General features: G+C 68.9%; 16 protein-coding genes. 12 read left to right on the forward strand and 4 right to left on the reverse strand.

Annotated features, from left to right (window positions below; all coding sequences use genetic code 11):
* The first annotated feature begins 175 nt into the window (after positions 1 to 175).
* Genes AC1DBX_RS05750 through AC1DBX_RS05770 form a run of 5 tightly spaced genes read left to right on the forward strand, consistent with a single transcriptional unit; the run spans position 176 to position 6,168 of the window.
* Entirely contained in the window at positions 176 to 892 is a 717-nt protein-coding gene (locus AC1DBX_RS05750; RefSeq protein ID WP_230012031.1) for an NUDIX hydrolase, read from the forward strand.
* Complete coding sequence (gene nadA / locus AC1DBX_RS05755; protein ID WP_476871094.1) at positions 889 to 2,196, forward strand: quinolinate synthase NadA; 1,308 nt, start codon at positions 889 to 891, stop codon at positions 2,194 to 2,196. Before AC1DBX_RS05750 ends, nadA begins: the two co-directional genes overlap by 4 nt.
* Positions 2,193 to 4,043, forward strand: a complete 1,851-nt coding sequence (locus tag AC1DBX_RS05760; protein ID WP_476931256.1) for an L-aspartate oxidase — start codon at positions 2,193 to 2,195, stop codon at positions 4,041 to 4,043. The genes nadA and AC1DBX_RS05760 overlap by 4 nt, the downstream gene beginning before the upstream one ends.
* A gap of 35 nt (positions 4,044 to 4,078) precedes the next feature.
* Positions 4,079 to 5,005: a carboxylating nicotinate-nucleotide diphosphorylase gene (gene nadC / locus AC1DBX_RS05765; RefSeq protein WP_230008790.1), complete on the forward strand. Its 927-nt coding sequence runs from the start codon at positions 4,079 to 4,081 to the stop codon at positions 5,003 to 5,005.
* 8 nt (positions 5,006 to 5,013) lie between these two features.
* Positions 5,014 to 6,168, forward strand: a complete 1,155-nt coding sequence (locus tag AC1DBX_RS05770; RefSeq protein WP_476931257.1) for a cysteine desulfurase family protein — start codon at positions 5,014 to 5,016, stop codon at positions 6,166 to 6,168.
* An 80-nt stretch (positions 6,169 to 6,248) separates the two neighbouring features.
* Here the strand turns inward: AC1DBX_RS05770 and AC1DBX_RS05775 are convergent, their stop codons facing one another.
* Positions 6,249 to 6,734 (reverse strand): GtrA family protein, encoded by a 486-nt coding sequence (locus tag AC1DBX_RS05775; RefSeq protein WP_476857822.1) that lies wholly within the window; start codon positions 6,732 to 6,734, stop codon positions 6,249 to 6,251.
* A gap of 4 nt (positions 6,735 to 6,738) precedes the next feature.
* Positions 6,739 to 7,413 (reverse strand): DUF1684 domain-containing protein, encoded by a 675-nt coding sequence (locus AC1DBX_RS05780; protein WP_028277528.1) that lies wholly within the window; start codon positions 7,411 to 7,413, stop codon positions 6,739 to 6,741.
* Positions 7,414 to 7,539: 126 nt separating this feature from the next.
* Between AC1DBX_RS05780 and AC1DBX_RS05785 the strand changes: the two genes are divergently transcribed.
* The 3 genes from AC1DBX_RS05785 to AC1DBX_RS05795 all read left to right on the forward strand — a co-directional run bounded on the left by AC1DBX_RS05785 (position 7,540) and on the right by AC1DBX_RS05795 (position 10,750).
* The gene (locus tag AC1DBX_RS05785) at positions 7,540 to 8,982 is read left to right on the forward strand and encodes a M20/M25/M40 family metallo-hydrolase (RefSeq protein ID WP_476931258.1); all 1,443 of its coding nucleotides are present in this window, start codon (positions 7,540 to 7,542) and stop codon (positions 8,980 to 8,982) included.
* A 99-nt stretch (positions 8,983 to 9,081) separates the two neighbouring features.
* Positions 9,082 to 9,861 carry a hypothetical protein gene (locus AC1DBX_RS05790; RefSeq protein WP_476873160.1) on the forward strand — a complete coding sequence of 260 codons (780 nt, stop codon included), beginning with the start codon at positions 9,082 to 9,084 and terminating at the stop codon, positions 9,859 to 9,861.
* 85 nt (positions 9,862 to 9,946) lie between these two features.
* A complete protein-coding gene (locus AC1DBX_RS05795; RefSeq protein WP_476931259.1) occupies positions 9,947 to 10,750 on the forward strand; it encodes a transglutaminase-like domain-containing protein in 804 nt (267 codons plus the stop codon).
* Between the two features lie 26 nt (positions 10,751 to 10,776).
* On the opposite strand, the gene AC1DBX_RS05800 is transcribed toward AC1DBX_RS05795, so the two are convergent.
* The gene (locus AC1DBX_RS05800; protein WP_223916163.1) at positions 10,777 to 11,238 is read right to left on the reverse strand and encodes a MarR family winged helix-turn-helix transcriptional regulator; all 462 of its coding nucleotides are present in this window, start codon (positions 11,236 to 11,238) and stop codon (positions 10,777 to 10,779) included.
* Positions 11,238 to 12,362: an LLM class flavin-dependent oxidoreductase gene (locus AC1DBX_RS05805; RefSeq protein WP_476857818.1), complete on the reverse strand. Its 1,125-nt coding sequence runs from the start codon at positions 12,360 to 12,362 to the stop codon at positions 11,238 to 11,240. The genes AC1DBX_RS05800 and AC1DBX_RS05805 overlap by 1 nt, the downstream gene beginning before the upstream one ends.
* Positions 12,363 to 12,639: 277 nt before the next feature.
* On the opposite strand from AC1DBX_RS05805, the gene AC1DBX_RS05810 reads away from it, so the two are divergent.
* From AC1DBX_RS05810 to AC1DBX_RS05825, 4 genes are all read left to right on the forward strand, one after another.
* Positions 12,640 to 14,067: an MFS transporter gene (locus AC1DBX_RS05810; RefSeq protein ID WP_476931260.1), complete on the forward strand. Its 1,428-nt coding sequence runs from the start codon at positions 12,640 to 12,642 to the stop codon at positions 14,065 to 14,067.
* 43 nt (positions 14,068 to 14,110) lie between these two features.
* Complete coding sequence (locus AC1DBX_RS05815; protein ID WP_476931261.1) at positions 14,111 to 15,142, forward strand: M20/M25/M40 family metallo-hydrolase; 1,032 nt, start codon at positions 14,111 to 14,113, stop codon at positions 15,140 to 15,142.
* A 473-nt stretch (positions 15,143 to 15,615) separates the two neighbouring features.
* On the forward strand, positions 15,616 to 16,887 hold the full coding sequence (gene ectB / locus AC1DBX_RS05820) for a diaminobutyrate--2-oxoglutarate transaminase (protein WP_476848890.1): 1,272 nt from the start codon (positions 15,616 to 15,618) through the stop codon (positions 16,885 to 16,887).
* A 75-nt stretch (positions 16,888 to 16,962) separates the two neighbouring features.
* A complete protein-coding gene (locus AC1DBX_RS05825; RefSeq protein WP_476931262.1) occupies positions 16,963 to 18,414 on the forward strand; it encodes an aspartate kinase in 1,452 nt (483 codons plus the stop codon).
* The last annotated feature ends 9 nt before the right edge of the window (positions 18,415 to 18,423 follow it).

An 18,423-nucleotide genomic window follows, 5' to 3' on the forward strand; every position in this document is an offset into this window, starting at 1 on the left:
TCCGTGCGCCGGCGGCATCCCGGTCCGGCCCGTGTGACCTGAAACATTTTGCGCCCGGGCGGCGCGGCCGTATCATTAGTTCTAGTCAATGTGACTATAACTAATCCGGCGGTCGGGCCGGATCCAGCCGGGCAGTCCATCGCGGGACCCGCCCGGGACCTCAGAGGGCGGGTAGATCACCGTTTACACCACAGCAGCCAACGTCTCGGAGCGCCAGACCGCGCCGCCGTCGCTGGCCATCTCCACGGTGATCTTTGCGCTGCGTCCCAGCGAACGCTCCGGGCGGCCCACGCTGTGGATCCCGCTGGTGCGCCGGATCCGCGAACCGTTCAAGGGCCTCTGGGCGCTGCCGGGCGGCCCGCTCACGCACTCCGAGTCACTCCAGGACGCCGCCTCGCGGAACCTGCGCGAGACCACCGGGCTGGCCCCGAACTACCTCGAACAGCTCTACGCCTTTGGCGGGCTGCACCGCTCGCCCACCCAGCGCGTCGTCTCGATCGTGTACTGGGCACTCGTCCAGCCCACGGAGGCCGCGCTGGCCGACGAATCGGAGAACGTGCGCTGGTTCCGCGCCGACAGGCTGGACGGGCTGGCCTTCGACCACAACTCGATCGTCGACTACGCGCTGTGGCGGCTGCGCAACAAGATGGCCTACGGATCCATCGCCTACCACCTGCTGGGCGAGTACTTCACCCTCGCCCAGGTCCGGGAGGTCTACGAGGCCGTCCTGGACCGCGAACTCGATCCCGCCAACTTCCGCCGGCAGGTCAAGGCCACGCCGGAAATCGAAGAAACCGACCATTATCTGCAGGGCGGCAAGCACCGCCCGCCCCGCCTCTACCGCTTCACCGGCCGCCCAGGCCTCGACCCAGACAACAGGAGCACACCATGAGCAGCGTCAACACGGCAATCCAGCTGATCACGCGCGAGCAGGCCACCACTCTGGCACAAGGCGCGGCCGCCTCCACCTGCAGCCCCGCGCTGGCCCGCGGGCCCTGGGACTACGACCTCGCCGAGGCCCTCGCCGGCGTGCCCGCCTACGGGCCGGGTGCCTCCTCCACCGACGTCGCACCGGCCTCCACTCCCCGGCAGGGCCAGCTCCCGGAAGAATACAAGCTCGCTTCCGACGCCGAACTCGACGCCCGGATCCGCGCCGCCAAAGCGGCACTGGGGGACCGCGCCGTCGTGCTGGGGCACTTCTACCAGCGCGACGAAGTGATCGAATACGCCGACTTCGTGGGCGATTCGTTCCAGCTCGCCAACGCCGCCCTGACCCGGCCCGACGCTGAGGCCATCGTCTTCTGCGGCGTGCACTTCATGGCCGAGACGGCGGACATCCTGTCCCGCCCCGACCAGGCCGTGATCCTGCCCAACCTGGCCGCCGGCTGCTCGATGGCCGACATGGCGGACATCGACTCGGTCACCGAGTGCTGGGAACAGCTTGAGGAGGTCTTCGGCACCGAGCCCGACGCCGAGGGCCGGGTCCCTGTCATCCCGGTCACCTACATGAACTCCTCCGCCGCCCTCAAGGGCTTCTGCGGCGAGCGCGGCGGGATCGTCTGCACCTCCTCGAACGCCGCGACCGTGCTGGAATGGGCGTTCGAACGCGGCCAGCGCGTGCTGTTCTTCCCCGACCAGCACCTGGGCCGCAACACCGCGAAGGCCATGGGGGTGCCGCTGGAGCAGATGCCGATGTGGAACCCGCGCAAGGACCTCGGCGGCAACGACGAACAGGCCCTGCTCGATTCCCGGGTAATCCTCTGGCACGGCTTCTGTTCGGTCCACAAGCGCTTCAACGTGGGCCAGATCGAAAAGGCCCGCGCCGAGTTCCCCGGCGTGCAGGTGATCGTGCACCCGGAATGCCCCATGGAGGTGGTGGATGCCGCCGATTCCGCCGGGTCCACCGACTTCATCAAGAAGGCCATCGCCGCGGCCACGGAGCCCACCACGTTTGCGATCGGCACCGAGATCAACATGGTGAACCGGCTCGCCGCGGAATACCCGCAGCACACCATCTTCTGCCTCGACCCGGTGATCTGCCCCTGCTCCACGATGTACCGCATCCACCCCGGCTATCTCGCCTGGGTCCTGGAAGCGCTCGTCCGGGGCGAGGTGCTGAACCGCATCACCGTGGACGAGGACGTGGCCGCCCCGGCCAGGGTGGCCCTGGAACGCATGCTGGCGGCGCGGCCGTGACCAGGCGGCTCGTGATCGTCGGCAGCGGGATTGCTGGGCTCTACGCCGCGCTGCTCGCCACCGACGACGCCGCCACCGGCGGCCGTGACATCGAAGTGGTCCTCCTGAGCAAGGGGACGCTGGAGCAAAGCAACACCTTCTACGCCCAGGGCGGCATCTCGGCCGTGCTGGCCCCGGAGGATGCTGCCCCCGGGGACTCCGTGGCAGCGCACATCGCGGACACGCTCGCCGCCGGTGCCGGGCTCAACGACCCCGAGGCAGTCCGGATCCTGTGCACGGAGGCTGTCCGGGACATCGCCGGCCTGGGCCGCTACGGCGTGCACTTCGACGCAGCTCCCGACGGCGGACCGGCCCTGGGCCTGGAAGCGGCACACTCGGCCCCGCGCATCCTGCACGCCGGCGGGGACGCGACGGGCGCCTGCATCGCCCGCGGGCTCGTCGCCGCCGTCCTCGAACGCGCCGTCCTGGACCGCGCCGGCCACGGCCGGCTCCGGGTGGAGACCAGCGCGTTCGTCACCGGGCTCCTGACCGAACCTGGTGTCCGCCCGGAAGCTCCGTCACAGCCCGGCAGCGCACCCCCGACGCCGGCCCGGGTCACCGGCGTGGCCTACCTGGCTGGCGGACGGCCCCAGGAGCTGGCCGCCGACGCCGTCCTGCTCACCACCGGCGGTGCGGGCCGGCTCTTTGCCCGCACCAGCAACCCCGCCGTCGCCACCGCCGACGGCCTGGCCCTGGCCTGGCGTGCCGGCGCCGCGGTGCGGGACCTCGAGTTCTTCCAGTTCCACCCCACCACCCTTGCCGCCGGGGAGATTCCGGGCGGGCCGCCGGCCCTGCTCATCTCCGAAGCGGTCCGCGGCGAGGGCGCGGTGCTGCTGGATGCCGCGGGATACCGCTTCATGCCCGACTACCACCCCGACGCCGAACTGGCCCCCCGCGACGTCGTCTCCCGCAGCATCGCCTTGCACCTGGCCGCCACCGGGGCCGCGCCGGACAGCCCGGTCTACCTGGACGCCCGCGGCATCGAGGCAGAGCGGGGCGCGGGCTTCCTGGCCCGGCGGTTCCCGACCATCACGGCGGCCACCCTCGCCGCAGGGTACGACTGGACCACGGAGACCGTACCCGTGTCCCCGGCTGCCCACTACTGGATGGGTGGCGTGTGCACCGACCTGTGGGGCCGCACGTCGGTACCGGGCCTGTATGCCGCCGGCGAGGTGGCCCGCACGGGCGCCCAAGGGGCCAACCGGCTGGCGAGCAACTCGCTGCTGGAGGGCCTGGTGTTCGGCCGCCGGGCGGTCGAGGACTTCCTGCGCGCCGACCCGTCGCACGACACCACTGCTCCGCGTGCTCCCCACGATCCCCACGATCCCCCTAGCCTCGCAAGCTCGGCCAGGGAACCCGGATCGTGTGGGCCCACGGCCGCGGGCGGCCTCCCCTTGACGCACGCTTCCGCAGCGCCGTCGCACGACTTCACGTCAGGGGAGGACACTTTAGCGAGCGTGTCCGAAGATTTTGTGAAGTCGGTATCCGCGTACGGGGTTTTCTCGCGCGACGCTCTTCGGCGGTTGATGACGGCGGACGCCGGGGTAATGCGCGGCGGGGAGCAACTGCGGGAGGCGGAGACCGTGCTTGCGGCCTGGGACGCCGTTGTCCATTCTGAGACCGCTCCCGATGCCGGCCACAGTGACTGGCTCTGCCAGGATGCCCATGAGGACCGGAACCTGCTCCTCGCGGCCCGCCTGCTTGTGGCGGCTGCCCTGAACCGCACGCAGTCCGTCGGAGCCCACTACCGGGCGGACACGGACGACGCCTCAGCCCTCACCCATTCCATGCAAAGGATTTCCTCGTGACCACCACTGCCCACGCAACCGCTGCCCCGGAAACCCTGCCCTCCCGCACCGCGGCGCTCGCCGGGAGCCTGCCCGAGGCTGCCGTCCTGGCCGTCCTCCGCGCGGCGCTGCAGGAGGACGCCCCGTACGGGGACGTCACTTCCCAGACGCTCATCCCGGCGCAGGCGCGGGCCACCGCGGTGCTCAACGCCCGCGCTCCCGGGGTGCTGAGCGGCGGGGAGGTCTTCGCCGCGGCGATGCGGCTGACCGACCCGGGCGCCGTCGTCGAACTGCTGGTCCACGACGGCGAGGCCTTCGCCGCCGGAACCGCCCTGGCCCGCGTGACCGGGAACGCCCGCGCCGTGCTGCTGGCCGAACGCGTCGCACTGAACCTGGTCCAGCGGATGAGCGCCATCGCCACCAAAACGGCCGAGTTCGTGGCGCTCGTGGCCGGCACCCGGGCCCGGATCACCGATACCCGCAAGACCACGCCGGGGCTGCGGGTGCTCGAACGCTACGCCGTCCGCTGCGGCGGCGGCGCCAACCACCGCTTCAGCCTCTCCGACGCCGTCCTGGCCAAGGACAACCACCTGGCCGTCCTCACCGGCGGCGATCCGGCGAAGCTGACCGCAGTGCTCAGCGGCGCCAAGGCCCAGCTCGGCCACACAACACACTTCGAAGTGGAGGTGGACACCATGGAGCAGATCGAGCCCGTCCTGGCCGCCGGGGTGGACACCATCATGCTGGACAACTTCTCCCTGGCCGAGCTCGCGGCCGGCGTCGGGCTGGTGGGCGGCCGGGCCCGCGTCGAGGCCAGCGGCAACGTCAACCTCGCCACCGTGGCGGACATCGCGGCCACCGGGGTGGACGTCATCTCGATCGGCGCCCTGACGCACAGTGTCACGGCACTGGACCTCGGCCTGGACATTGAGCTTGACGTCGAGCCGGCCGTCGACTCAGGCGCCGGCCCGGCGGCCGGCTGAGGCGCGCCATGATCTTCCTCGACGCCGCGGCCACCACCCCGGTCCGCCGCGAGGTGCTGGAGGCCATGTGGCCGTACCTCACGGGCGAATTCGGCAACCCGTCCAGCCATCACTCCCTGGGTGAGGCGGCTGCCGCGGCGCTCGCAGGGGCCCGCGCCGCAACCGCCAGGGCCCTCGGCTGCCGTCCCGGGGAAGTCGTCTTCACCTCCGGCGGCACGGAAGCGGACAACCTCGCCGTCAAGGGCATTGCCCTGGCCCGGCGCGCCGCCGATCCGCGCCTGGACCGGGTGGCGATCAGCGCCGTCGAGCATTCCGCGGTGGAAGAATCCGCCAGGTACCTTGAACGGGTCCACGGGTTCGCCGTCGACGTGATCCCCGTGGACCGCTTCGGGCAGGTGAGCGAAGAGGCCCTCGCCGCCGTGCTGCAGCCCGGCACGGCCCTGGTCAGCACCATGTACGCCAACAACGAGGTCGGCACGGTCCAGCCCATCGTCCGGCTCGCGGCGCTGGCCCATGCCCACGGGGTCCCGTTCCACACCGACGCCGTCCAGGCCGCCGGCTGGCTGCCGCTGGACACCGGCGCACTGGGTGTGGACGCGCTGAGCATTTCCGGCCACAAGCTGGGCGCGCCCAAAGGCAGCGGCGCGTTGTTTGTGCGCGGCCGGGTCCGGCTTGAACCGCTGGTCCACGGCGGCGGGCAGGAACGGGGCCGCCGGTCGGGCACGGAGAACGTCGCCGGGGCCGTGGCGCTGGCGACGGCACTGGCGCTGCCGCGGGAACCGGCCGGGCACGTCGCTGCCCTCCGCGACGGGTTTATTGACGCCGTGCTGGCCGGTGTTCCCGGCGCACTGCTCACCGGCCACCCCACCGAGCGGCTGCCCTCGGTGGCATCCTTCTGCTTCCCGGGCACCAGCGGCGAGTCCGTGCTGCTGGAGCTCGAACGCCAGGGCATCATCTGCTCCAGCGGTTCCGCGTGCGCCGCCGGCTCGGATGCGCCCTCGCCGGTGCTGCTGGCCCTGGGCATCGAGCCCGAGATCGCCCAGACGGCGGTGCGGTTCAGCTTTGACTCGACCGTGACGGCAGCGCAGTTGCAGGAGGCGGCGGCCGCGGTCCGCAACGCCGTCGCCGGCGTCCGCTCCCTCGGGACCCCCTCCACCGGTTGAGCTGTCACTAAATGTCTTTATCGGGCCTCCATAGCGGCTTGAACTGATAGCTCAACCCGGGGTGAGGGCCCCGGGCGACGTCAGCGGTGGCGGGCGCGGCGGAAGATCCAGTGCCGCAGCATCGTGAACCGCACGGCGGTGGCGGCGAAACCGGAGAGGGTGGTGGTCCACAGCTCCTCGGCCACGGTGGCGTCCGGGTTGACCCAGTGCAGGACGGCGAGGCTGCCGCCGGTGATCAGCAGCGCGACGACGATCACGATCAGGCCGTTGAGGTGGTCGCGCTTCATCCGGCGGCGTTCGGTGATCTTGAACGTCAGGCGCCGGTTGAGGGCGGTATTCATGAACGACGTCAGGATCAGGGCCGCCGCGTTGGCCGGTTGGGCCCCAAGCCAGGGCCGGGAGAGGGCGTACAGGGCCAGGGAGGTCAGGGTGCAGACAATGCCGACGCCGGTGAACCGGATGAGCTGCCGGACCACGGGGTAACGGAGGACTCCACGGTACCGGCGGGTCTTCGGCCCGAGGACGACGGCGGGGGCAGGGTCAAGCTGTTCGAGCTGGGACTCCATCCGCTCAGTACAGCTCGCCCACGGGGATGTCCACGGCCAGCCGGTTTGCCGGGCCCGCCAGCGGACATGCCCAGGCCTCGTTGTAGGCGCACGAGGGGTTGTAGGCGAAATTGAAGTCCAGGATGAATTCGGCCTGGGGCCCGGAGCCCCGCACGCCGTGGAAAGCTCCCTTGATGGTGTCCAGGAGGTAGCGTCCAGCGCCGTAACTGCCCCCGGGCTGGCCTGCGGTGGCGTCACGGAACGGCACGAAGATGCCCCCGCCGTAGCCCCTGAGCTTCCAGACCGCGAGCTGTCCCATCTCGGGCAGGTCGAAGGTGCCCAGCCGCACAAACCGGACCAGGCCGTCGGTCCCGGTCTCTACGTTCATCTCCCGCCCGGCGCCCTCGGGGGTCAGCGGGACGTGGAAACGGTAGATCGGATCGTAGTCCGCCGTCTTCAGGCCGCCGAAAGTGGCCTTGGCCTCGGCCGTCAGCGCGGAGGCCGGGTGGGTGCCGAACATGCGGTCCCGCTCCTGGCGCCAGTAGGAATGCGCCTCGGCCGGGCTGTCCGCGGCAATCTTTCGCGTGGTGGCGTAGAGGGCAAAGGTCCGCAGCCGCCAGTCCGCGATATCGAGGGCCGACATGCCTGCCACGTCGCCCAGATCCCCAAAGTGCGTTCCGTCAATGCTCTGTTCGGCCATGCCCCCAGCGTATCCGCTTTCGCGGGGCCGAAATTTGTGCGCCGAAATTGTGCCCCGGATTCCGGGGCCGGACCCGCGCGCCGAATGGCCCGTTCCGGCGGACCCTCCGGCCGTAGACTTTCGCGCATGCGCAACCCCCTGCAGAACGCGGCCGCCGGCAATACCCTCAAGAGCCCCGGCGGAACACCGGGCGGCCCCGGTCACCCGCCGGGCGCCGGGCGCGCGGCGGCGTCGCTGGCGGAGCTCGTGACGTACCGGACCGTGTCCATCCGGGCCGAGGGGTCCTCCCGGGCCGGGGCCGGGGTGGAAACAGCCGAGTTCGAGGCCTTCATCGCGGCGCTGCCCCGGTTGTATCCGGCGGTCCATGCTGCCCTGGAACTGGAGCGGGTCAACGGCCACGCCCTCCTGTACCGCTGGCCCGGCGCCGCACCAGCGGAGGACCCAGCGGCCGTGCACCGTGCGTCGGTGCTGATGGCGCACTACGACGTCGTCCCGGCAGACGACCCGGGGGAGTGGACACACCCGCCGTTCTCCGGCCACAACGACGGCACGTTCCTCTGGGGCCGCGGGACGCTCGATGACAAGGGCCAGCTCGTGGCCATCCTGGAAGCGGCCGAGAGCCTGCTGCTGGCGGGGTATGCGCCCGCGCACGACCTCTACTTCTCGTTCGGCAACAACGAGGAGACGGCCGGCAACAGCGCGGCGGCCGCCGCGGACCTGCTGGCCGGCCGCGGCGTGGTGCCCTGGCTCGTGCTGGACGAGGGCGGTGCCGTCGCGGGCGGCGCCTTCCCCGGGGTGAGCCGGCCGGCCGCCGTCGTCGGCGTGGCCGAAAAGGGAATCCTGGACGTGGAGCTGCTGACCCGGGACCCGGGCGGACACGCCTCCACGCCGCCGCGGATGGGGGCGACAGCGCGGCTGGCCCGCGCCATCACCCGGATCGAGCGCAGCCCGTTCCCGCAGTCGCTGCCGGAGGTGACCGCCGAGATGCTGCGCCGCTTCGGCCCGCACACCCCGCCACCGCTGCGGGCCGTGTTCGCGAACGTGGCACTGCTCCGGGCGCCGATCACCTGGCTCTTCGGCCGGCTCGGCAGCGAGACCAACGCCATGACCCGAACCACCGTCGCCATCACCACGCTCGAAGGCAGCTCCGGGGCCAACGTCCTCGCCGCCACGGCGAAGGCCAACGCCAACATCAGGGTGGCGGTGGGGGAGACGGTCGAGGGCACCATGGCACTGCTGCGGAAAATCATCCGCGACCCGAAAGTCGAACTGCGCGTCGTGGAGGGAGACGACCCGTCTCCGGTGTCGCCTTCCTCGGGGGCCCAGTGGGACCTGCTGGCGAACTGCATCGGGCAGGTCTTCCCCGAGGCGATCATCACCCCCTACATCATGATGGGCGGCACCGACTCGCGCCGTTTCACCGGGATCTGCGGTGCCGTGTACCGCTTCGCGCCCTTCTTCATGGACGTCCGGGCCCGCGGCTCGATCCACGCCGTTGACGAAAAGATCGGGCTGGAGACACTGGAGCAGGGGGTCCGGTTCTACGAAACACTGATGCGGGAGCTCTGAGTCATGCGGCGTCCCGGCTACGCTGGCACCATGACAGGGACGGCCCCTTCTTCAGCAGGCACCGCTTCTTCAGCAGGCGCTGCAGGAATCCGGTGCGCTGTGCTGCGCACCGGCGCGGTGCTCGCGGTCGCGGCGGCAGCCCTTTCGGGCTGCAGCAGCGACGGCAAGGGGACGCCGGTCTGGACCGCGGGCAGCAGCGCGGCGGACAGTGCGGGTCCCGGTGCGAGTGAGAGTGCGACGCCGTCTGCCACCACTGGTGCCGCCGCCTCGGCCGGCGCTTCCCCCAGCGCGGGCTCGAGCGCAGCGGCCTGGAAGGTCTTTACCGACCCGGCCAAGTCCGTCAGTTTTGAGGTGCCGCAGGACTGGATTGTCCAGTCCGTAGCTCCCGACGCCGGTGCGCTGCCCGGGGCCCTGAAGATCACCGTCAAGGACGCCGGCGGCGCTTACCTGGCCACCTTGCAGACCGGCCTGCCCCCGCAGCCGGCCGCGGCCTGCCCGGACGACGCTGCACGCAACTACGTCGTGGTCAGCAGCGTGCCGGTTGACCTGCCGCACGCCGGCGGCGGGGGAACCATTGACCCGCACGTGGTGTTCCGGGTGATCCAGGGCTACAAGTACTTCGGCTCCTACGGCATCACCAACGTGGTGGGCGGCGCCGGCGGCAGGAGCTGCGCGTTGCAGAACGTGGTCCGTGGCCCGGCCGGCAAGGGGGACTATTCGTTCGGGGACCTGACAGTGCTCAAAGCGTTGGCGCCGGACCAGAAGGTTGCCCCCGCCAAGGCCTTCGACACTCTCGACCAGGCGGCCAAGTACGTCAATGAGGGGTCCGAATTCGCGAACCTCCAGCGGATGCTAATGTCTCTGAAGATCAAAAACTAGTCCCGCCCGCCCCGCACATCCCCGGGCCGTTGACGGCGGCTTCCCCTGCACCCACCTCAATCCCACATCCCGGAGACAGAGATACATGGAACGCGCCGTAGCCGCCCGCCTGGCCTTCAAGACCGTTGCCGAAACCAAGGTGGCTCTCGCCGTGGCGGTGGCCCGGAACGCCGGCTACGACTCGATTGAAGAATCGCTCAGGGTGACCGCGGGAGGCGGGGACGTGCCGCTGACCGAGCTCTCGGACCATCACGGCGGCCGCTTCCACTACATGGAATTCGCCGAACCCACCGAAGTCCTGGTTGAGTATTCGGCCACCGTCACCGGCTTCGCGCTGCCCGAGGAACCCGGGCTCATGGAACTGATCCGCTATGTCAGGCCCAGCCGCTACGCGGAATCAGACCGGCTGTTGCCCACCGCCTATGCCGAATTCGGCGGGCTCCAGGGCGAGGAGCTACTCCACGCCGTCCGGGACTGGGTTTTCAACGAGCTGCGCTACGTCAGCGGATCCTCGCGGGGGACCGACGGCGCGGTCGAAACACTGCTGCACCGCCGCGGCGTCTGCCGGGACTTTGCTCACCTCGCCATTGCCCTGCTGCGTTCCAAGAACGTCCCGGCCCGGCTGGCCGCCGTCTACGCCCCGGGACTGACCCCGATGGACTTCCACGCCGTGGCCGAGGCGCACATCAATGGCGCCTGGCACGTCATCGACCCCACGGGGCTGGCGCCGCGGGACAGCATGCTGCGGATCACGGCAGGACGCGATTCCTCGGACACCGCCTTCCTGTCCACCGTGGGCGGCAGCCTGTCCCTGAAGGAACTCAGCGTCACCGCCGTCGTCGATGACCTGCCGCAGGAAGACCCGGCCCAGCTCGTCGCGATCCACTAGGCAGCGCACGGCCTCACGGCACGGTCTTAGCGCACGGAGACAGCGGCGCGGAGCTTCTCGGTCAGCCGCAGCAGCTCCTGCTGTTCGGCGGCGGAGAGGGCCGGGCCCACGAGCGCGGCGATGTCGCGCACGTGTTCCCGGCCGATCTGCTTCTGCAGGTCCCGTCCGGCATCGGTGAGCCGGATGAGGATCCCGCGTCCGTCCTCCGGGGCTGGAGTCCGTTCAACGAGCCCGCGCTTCCCGAGCCGCTCCACCAGCCGGCTCAGGCTGGACTGGCTCAGCAGCACGTTGTCGTTGAGTTCGTTCAGGCGCAGCCACCCGGAGGGGCAGCGGGAGAGCGTAAACAGGACGTCGTACTCATTGAGCGCCAGGGCTTTGAATGCCGGCGCCGCCTGCAGCTTGCGCATCACCGCCACCTGGGCCCGGAACAGGGACTCCCAGGTTTCCGCGGCCAGGCGTACCGGCGATTCGGTAGTCTTGGCGGGCATCATGAGCCCTGAACGGTGGTCTCTGCCGCGGCGGCGTCGGCGGTGCCCGCTGCCAGTGCGGCCGCCACCCGGCCGGCGTGCGTCGGCGGTTCGGGAACGTGTGCCGGCTTGAGCGCGGCATATTCCTTGCGCAGCACCGGCAGCACTTCCTCGCCGAACAGGTCCAGCTGTTCCAGGACGGTCTTCAGCGGCAGGCCGGCGTGGTCGATCAGGAAGAGCTGGCGCTGGTAGTCGCCGAAGTACTCCCTGAACGTCAGGGTCTTTTCGATCACTTCCTGCGGGCTGCCGACGGTCAACGGGGTCTGGGACGTGAAGTCCTCCAGCGAGGGGCCGTGGCCGTAGACCGGGGCGTTGTCGAAGTAGGGGCGGAACTCCTTGACGGCGTCCTGGGAGTTCTTCCGCATGAAGAACTGGCCGCCGAGGCCCACAATCGCCTGGTCCGCCTTGCCGTGGCCGTAGTGCTCATAGCGTTCGCGGTAGAGGCCGATCAGCTGCTGGTAGTGCTCCTTGGGCCAGAAGATGTTGTTGGCGAAGAAGCCGTCACCGTAGTACGCCGCCACTTCGGCGATCTGCGGCGTGCGGATCGAGCCGTGCCACACGAAGGGGGCGACGCCGTCGAGCGGGCGGGGGGTGGAGGTGAAGTTCTGCAACGGGGTGCGGTGCTTGCCGGACCAGTTGACGGTGTCCTCGTCCCAGAGGCGGCGCAGCAGGGAGTAGTTCTCGATCGCGAGTTCGATCCCGTCCTGGATGTTCTTGCCGAACCAGGGGTAGACGGGGGCGGTGTTGCCGCGGCCCAGGACCAGGTCCACGCGTCCGTCCGCGAGGTGCTGGAGCATCGCGAAGTCCTCTGCGATCTTCACGGGGTCGTTCGTGGTGATCAGGGTCGTGGCCGTGGACAGGATGATGCGCTCGGTCTGGGCCGCGATGTACGCCAGCGTGGTGGTGGGGGAGGACGAGAAGAACGGCCGGTTATGGTGCTCGCCGATGGCGTAGACATCCATGCCGATCTCTTCGACCTTCTTGGCGATCGCCACGGACGCCTTGATGCGCTCGTGCTCAGTCGGGGTGCGGCCCGTGGTGGGGTCGGTAGTGATGTCGCTGACGCTGAATACGCCGATCTGCATGGTGTGCCTTTCCGTGGCCGGGGTGGATCCGGGATCTGTTTCTACTATAGCCGATTTAGATGCGTTTGCATCTATCGACCGGTATAACGCCCGGCGTGGACGAATATTCCCGCGCCGTTCCGGCCGGGTTTGCCGCCCCGTCTTCCCGGCCGCGTTGCCGGCCGCGTTCCCGCCTTCGGCGACGGCGCGGGCCTAGGATGCAATCAATCGGCTGGCCGCGAGGTGCCCGCCCTCCCGGAAGGCCGCCATGCGCCGTGTTGTAGCTTTTCTGTGTCTGGTGGAGCTCACCAGTGGAGTCCTGCAGGGCTATTACACGCCCATCCTCACCGATATCGCCCGGCACCTGGGAATCCACGACGCCGACGTCAACTGGTTCGAGGCCGCGCAACTCATGGTCAGCGCCCTCGCCGTGCCGGTGCTGGCCAAGCTGGGGGACATGTACGGGCACAAGAGGATCCTGCTGGTTTCCACGCTGGTCACCGCCACGGCCTCCTGGGGCGTCGCGCTCGCCCCGGACTTCTGGACCTTCCTGGCCGCGTGGTCGTTCCAGGGTTTCTACGTGGTCTGGCTGCCCCTGGAAATTGCCCTGATCTTCAGCCGCGTCCATCAGCTGCCCGACGCCGCCGCCCGCACGCGGCGCGCGGCCGGCGTCCTCGTCGGGGCGCTGGAAGCCGGTGTCATCGCCGGGGCGCTCGCCGCCGGTGCGCTCGTGGAAGTGTTCGCGGGCCAGCTGCAGCTGGTGCTCCTGGTCCCCGCGGTGGCCGTCTCCGCATGCTGGTTCGCCGTCAGGTTTGGCGTGCCGGAGTCGCGGGAGCGCAGCGGCGGACGCGTGGACACCCGCGGCTTCACGCTCCTCGCCCTCGGGCTGCTGCTTATCACGTCCGGGCTGACCTTCATGCGCCTCAATGGCGCCGGTGCGTGGTGGCCGTGGGCGCTGGTGGGAGCCGGAGTTCTGGTGTTCGTTCCGTTCGCGCGGTTCGAGCTGCGCGCGGCCGATCCGCTCGTCGACCTCCGAATGCTGCGGGGTAAGTCCATGTGGCCCGTCCAGCTGACCGCCGGGCTCTTTGGCGTCTCGATGCTCGGCGCGCAGGCCCCGCTGTCCACTTTCGCCCGGACGGATCCCGCGCTGCACGGCTACGGCCTCGGGCTGCGCGCCGGGCAGGTCTCCATCATCATCGGGGTCTACGTGCTGGCGCTGCTGGTGGGCGCGCTGCTGTACCCAGTGGTGACCCGCCGGCTCACCCCGCGCTGGACCCTCGTGGGCGCCGCCACGCTCGTGGGCCTGGGCTACCTGCTGTTCCTGCCGTTCCACGGCAGCCTCGCCCAAGCGCTGGCCAACATGGCGATCGCCGGTGTCGGCTCCGGGGCCCTCGTGGCGGCGCTGCCTTCGGCGGCCGCCGCGGCCGCGCCCCTCAACCGGACCGCGATGGCCACGGGTTTGACCAACACCACCAAGACCATCGGCGGAGCCTTCGCGTCCGCGGTGTTCGGCATCGCCCTGGTCAGCCACGTCCTGGCCGAGGCCGGGGCCGGCGCGGGGGACGCCGGTCAGACCGCGGCGCCGCTCGCTGGCTACCTCACGGTATGGACCATCTGCGGAGTCACCGGGCTTGCCGCCGCTGCCGCGCTGGTGGTGGTGCCCCGTCTGGCCTTCTCCGACCCGGCGGCCGTGGCCGCCGCACCGCTTAGGGCCGGCTCGCACTAGGGGTGGCCTTCCTCCCCGGCGACTGAGGAAGTATGTTCTTAGCGTGACGGGTACGCGGAGGTACGAGCGGGGGCGCGCGGCGGCCGCGGCTGTCCTGGTGGCAATCAGCCTTTTGGTTTCGGGATGTTCGGCACCCACCGTGCTGGCCCCGGCGAGCACGGTGGATGCGCGCGCGGTGCTGGCGGCGTTCGAGTCCCGGGACGTGGTGGGGCACCTGCAGGCGCTGCAGCGGGTGGCCGATGCCAACGGCGGGAACCGGGCCTCGGGGACCTCGGGGTATGAGGAGTCGGCCCGCTACGTCGAGGAGCAGCTGCGCGCGGCCGGGTATGAACCGGTGCGGCAGAGCTTCACGTTCAAAGAGGACGGCCGGCGCGGCAAGACGGTGGAGTCCTTCAACATCCTCGCCGACACGGGTGGCGATGCCGGGCACACCGTGGTGGTGGGTGCGCACCTGGACTCCGTGCAGGAGGGCCCGGGCATCAACGACAACGCCAGCGGGGTCGCGGCCGTCCTGGAGACCGCGCGGTGGATGAAGGAGGCCGGGATCGCCCCGGCCAACCGGGTCCGGTTCGCGTTCTGGGGCGGCGAGGAGGACGGCCTGTACGGGTCCCAGCACTACGTCGACGAACTCAGCCAGACCGAGATCGGCCAGACCGCGGCGAACCTGAACGTGGACATGGCGGCCTCGCCCAACGGTGTGCGGTCCGTGCATGACGGGGACGGATCGGATTTCGGCGACGCCGGCCCGGCCGGGTCCAAGGCGATCGAGGACATCCTGTTCCGGTACTTCCAGGAGAACGCGCTGCCGGCAGAGACCACGCCCTTTGACGGCGGCTCGGACTACGACGCCTTCCTCTCGGCCGGCATTCCCGGCGGCGGGCTGTTCACCGGCGATGAGAAGCGGAAGACCCAGGCCCAGGCGCAGTCCTATGGCGGGGTGGCGGGCAAGGACCTGGATCCCTGTTACCACGAGGCCTGCGACACGATCGCCAACACCAACCCGCAACTGCTCACCGAAATGTCCGGCGCCCTGGCCTACGGCACCGTGGCCTACGCGATGGCCAAGACCGGCTAAACACCAGCTTCGCCTTTCAAACGACTCTCAAAACGGTGTCCCATCCCTCGCCGCGTTCGCCGGCCCCGTTGGGAGAGGAAGTCGGATGTCCATGGCGCCGGCGCCCATGTCCGCCGGATGCCCGGCGGCCGGCATTTTTCCGAGTAGCCCGGGGCCTTCAAAGGTGAGAAACCCTGCCGAATCGGGTAGTTAATCAGCCGTTTGAGGGGAAAAGACAGGTACCCGCTACTCAGGTGCTGTGAGTTTCCTGAGTTTACGATAAGAAACGGAAAAGCATTTGGGCAGGCGTCTAGGATCTGCCCAGTTCCCGCCTAGAGCACCTCTATGCGGGAGTAAATACGGGCCCCGTGAAGCAAAGGTCAGTGCGCCACAGGCGCTGCGCTGTCCCCTTCCCCGCGCCCGTCATCCGGGAACCCGGGTTGTGTTTGCGCTCGGGCAACTTCGCTAGTCGGAAGTACGGGGGACATCGACAGATGGATATCTTCGAAAGCTTGGAGTCTGAGGTCCGCAGCTACTGCCGCAGTTGGGACACCGTGTTTGAACGTGCGTCCGGCAGCAGCCTCTACAGTGAAGACGGCAGAGAATATTTGGACTTCTTTTCCGGTGCCGGAGCACTGAACTACGGGCACAACAACCCGGTGCTGCTGCAGCCGCTGGTGGACTATCTTCTCTCCGGCGCAATCGTTCATTCACTCGACATGAAAACACCGGCCAAGCGGCGCTTCCTGGAAACCTTCCGGGAGTTGATCCTCGAGCCCAGGAATTTGGACTACAAAGTCATGTTCCCCGGACCGACGGGAACAAATTCAGTGGAGGCAGCCCTGAAGCTTGCCCGGAAGGTTACCGGCAGGCAGCATGTCCTGAGCTTCACCAACGCGTTTCACGGGATGACCCTGGGATCGTTGTCGGTCACGGGCAATTCAATGAAACGGCAGGGAGCCGGCGTCCCGCTGACGAACACATCGAGCATGCCCTATGACGGGTTCTTCAATGGTCAGATGCCGGACTTTCTGTGGCTCCGGCAAGCCCTGGAGGACAGGGGATCGGGCATCGATAAGCCCGCAGCGGTGATCGTGGAAACCGTCCAGGGCGAGGGTGGGCTCAGGGCCGCCCGGGTGTCCTGGCTGCGAGGCCTTGCCGAGCTGTGCCGGCAACACGACATCCTGCTCATCGTGGATGATGTCCAGGCCGGCTGCGGACGGACCGGGACCTTCTTCAGCTTCGAGGAGGCGGGGATCACTCCGGATATCGTCTGCCTGTCGAAGTCCATCTCGGGCTTTGGACTGCCTTTGGCACTGACACTGTTCAAACCCGGACTGGATATTTGGAAGCCTGGCGAGCACAACGGAACTTTCCGGGGGCACAACCCGGCATTCGTCACCGGCGCCGCTGCCCTGGAGCACTACTGGCGGGACGGCAGCTTCCAGTCAAGCGTCGCGGGGCTCATTTCCCAGCTCCACGAGGGGCTTACCCAGATCGCAGCGGGCGTCGAAGGCGCCACGGTCCGTGGCCGGGGACTGCTCGCGGGTGTTTACTACCCCAACCCCGAGACTGCGGAGAGGATTGCGGCTGAATCCTTTGCCCGGGGTCTGCTCGTGGAAACGTCCGGACCCGAAGGGGAAGTGGTCAAGACGATGCCCGCGCTGACTATCAGCCCCGAGGATCTTCAGAAGGGACTCGATATTCTCGCTGCGGCCGCAGTGACTGTGACCGGGGAGCCGGTGGCCTTGGGATCAACCATTTGAGCATCCGATCAGGGCGAAACGGCTCGAAGGGGCCAGTGCCCCTTGCAAGAATCGAAGTAGATTTCGGGGAGCAAAATGGGTACCCGCAAGGCAGCAGCTTTCAACGACAGTGATCTAGCGGAAACCGACCGGGCGATTCCCCCGGGTAGTGTCATTGTTCAAAAGTTTGGCGGTTCGTCCCTGGCAGATGCCGCGGGTATCCTCCGGGCAGCCGAGCGGATCGCCAAAACACGGACCAACGGCTATCGGGTCGTGGCGGTGGTGTCCGCCATGGGGGACACCACCGATGAACTCTGCGATCTTGCCGCGGAAGTTTCCGCCCGGCCCTTGCCTGTGGACCTTGACGCCCTGCTGAGCATCGGCGAGCTTGTGTCCTCGGCCCTTTTGGCGATTGCCCTGGCGGATCTCGGCCAGCTGCCCCGCACATTTACGGGCAGTGCGGCCGGCCTCATTACCGACAACATCCACGGCAAGGCACACATCACCGATGTCAGGCCGGACCGCGTCCGCAGTAGTCTGGCCCGTGGCGAGGTCCCCATCGTCGCAGGATTCCAGGGCAGGACGAAGAAACGGAACAGGGTGACCACGCTCGGCCGTGGCGGCTCGGATCTCACAGCGGTCGCCCTGGCCGCTGCGCTCGAAGCCGATATTTGCGAGATATACACGGACGTCGACGGCGTCTACACCGCGGACCCCCGGGTTGTCCCGACGGCGCGGAAGATCGAGATCCTCTCGAGCGAGGAAATGCTTGAGTTCGCCGCCTCCGGCTGCAAGGTATTGCACCTGCGGTGTGTTGAATACGCCCGCCGGTTCGGTATTCCGATCCATGTGAGGTCCTCCTTCGTGCCGGAGCCCGGGACGTTGATCCTGCCCGGCCTTGACCGTCATCCACTGCTCCAGCCCGCCAGGGAACAACCCGAGGTGACCGCTGTAGCCGGGGTCAACTCGGCGTCGAAAATCACTGTCGTGGGAATTCCGGACCAGCCGGAGAGCATGGCGCGCATCTTGCATGTCCTCTCTCGGTCCGGGGCGCATGTCCAGGCAATTGTCCAAAATACGGCCGGCCCCGGCCCGAGGCGTTCCGATGTTGCACTGATCGTGCCTGCTGCCCATGCAGGTAACGCCCTTGCTGTGCTGGATGCCGAAAAGGGAAGCATTGGATTTGAAGGTTTGCAGCACGACGACCGGGTGGGCCGGGTGTCCATTACTGGACTGGGCATGCGGTCGTCCCCGCAAATCTTCTGCACCTTCCTCAAGGCCCTGTCCGACGCCGACGTGGAGCTCGATCTCGTCGACATCTCCGAGACGTCCGTGGGGGCTGTCACGCACGCCGACCGGCTCGCGGATGCCGAGCGCGCTGTCCGGCGGGCCTTCGGCATGACCCCGGCGGACGAGGCAACGGCGGCCGGTCATGAAGGCCATCTCACACCCGCTGTTGGCCCCCCGCTCCAGACGTGGGTCCCGATTTCCGGCCAGGATATGACCCCTGTTCCGGCGGGCGACAGAACTGTGGCACGTCACTTCTAGCGAAGGAGC

This window comes from Arthrobacter sp. 10N44_2 (genome assembly GCF_056394385.1).

Bases quoted from the DNA above. Each gene is read 5' to 3' on its own strand.
- nadA (WP_476871094.1), top strand. From the start codon at position 889: ATGAGCAGCGTCAACACGGCAATCCAGCTGATCACGCGCGAGCAGGCC.
- AC1DBX_RS05770 (WP_476931257.1), top strand. From the start codon at position 5,014: ATGATCTTCCTCGACGCCGCGGCCACCACCCCGGTCCGCCGCGAGGTG.
- AC1DBX_RS05775 (WP_476857822.1), bottom strand. From the start codon at position 6,734: ATGGAGTCCCAGCTCGAACAGCTTGACCCTGCCCCCGCCGTCGTCCTC.
- AC1DBX_RS05780 (WP_028277528.1), bottom strand. From the start codon at position 7,413: ATGGCCGAACAGAGCATTGACGGAACGCACTTTGGGGATCTGGGCGAC.
- AC1DBX_RS05785 (WP_476931258.1), top strand. From the start codon at position 7,540: ATGCGCAACCCCCTGCAGAACGCGGCCGCCGGCAATACCCTCAAGAGC.
- AC1DBX_RS05795 (WP_476931259.1), top strand. From the start codon at position 9,947: ATGGAACGCGCCGTAGCCGCCCGCCTGGCCTTCAAGACCGTTGCCGAA.
- AC1DBX_RS05800 (WP_223916163.1), bottom strand. From the start codon at position 11,238: ATGCCCGCCAAGACTACCGAATCGCCGGTACGCCTGGCCGCGGAAACC.
- AC1DBX_RS05805 (WP_476857818.1), bottom strand. From the start codon at position 12,362: ATGCAGATCGGCGTATTCAGCGTCAGCGACATCACTACCGACCCCACC.
- ectB (WP_476848890.1), top strand. From the start codon at position 15,616: ATGGATATCTTCGAAAGCTTGGAGTCTGAGGTCCGCAGCTACTGCCGC.
- AC1DBX_RS05825 (WP_476931262.1), top strand. From the start codon at position 16,963: ATGGGTACCCGCAAGGCAGCAGCTTTCAACGACAGTGATCTAGCGGAA.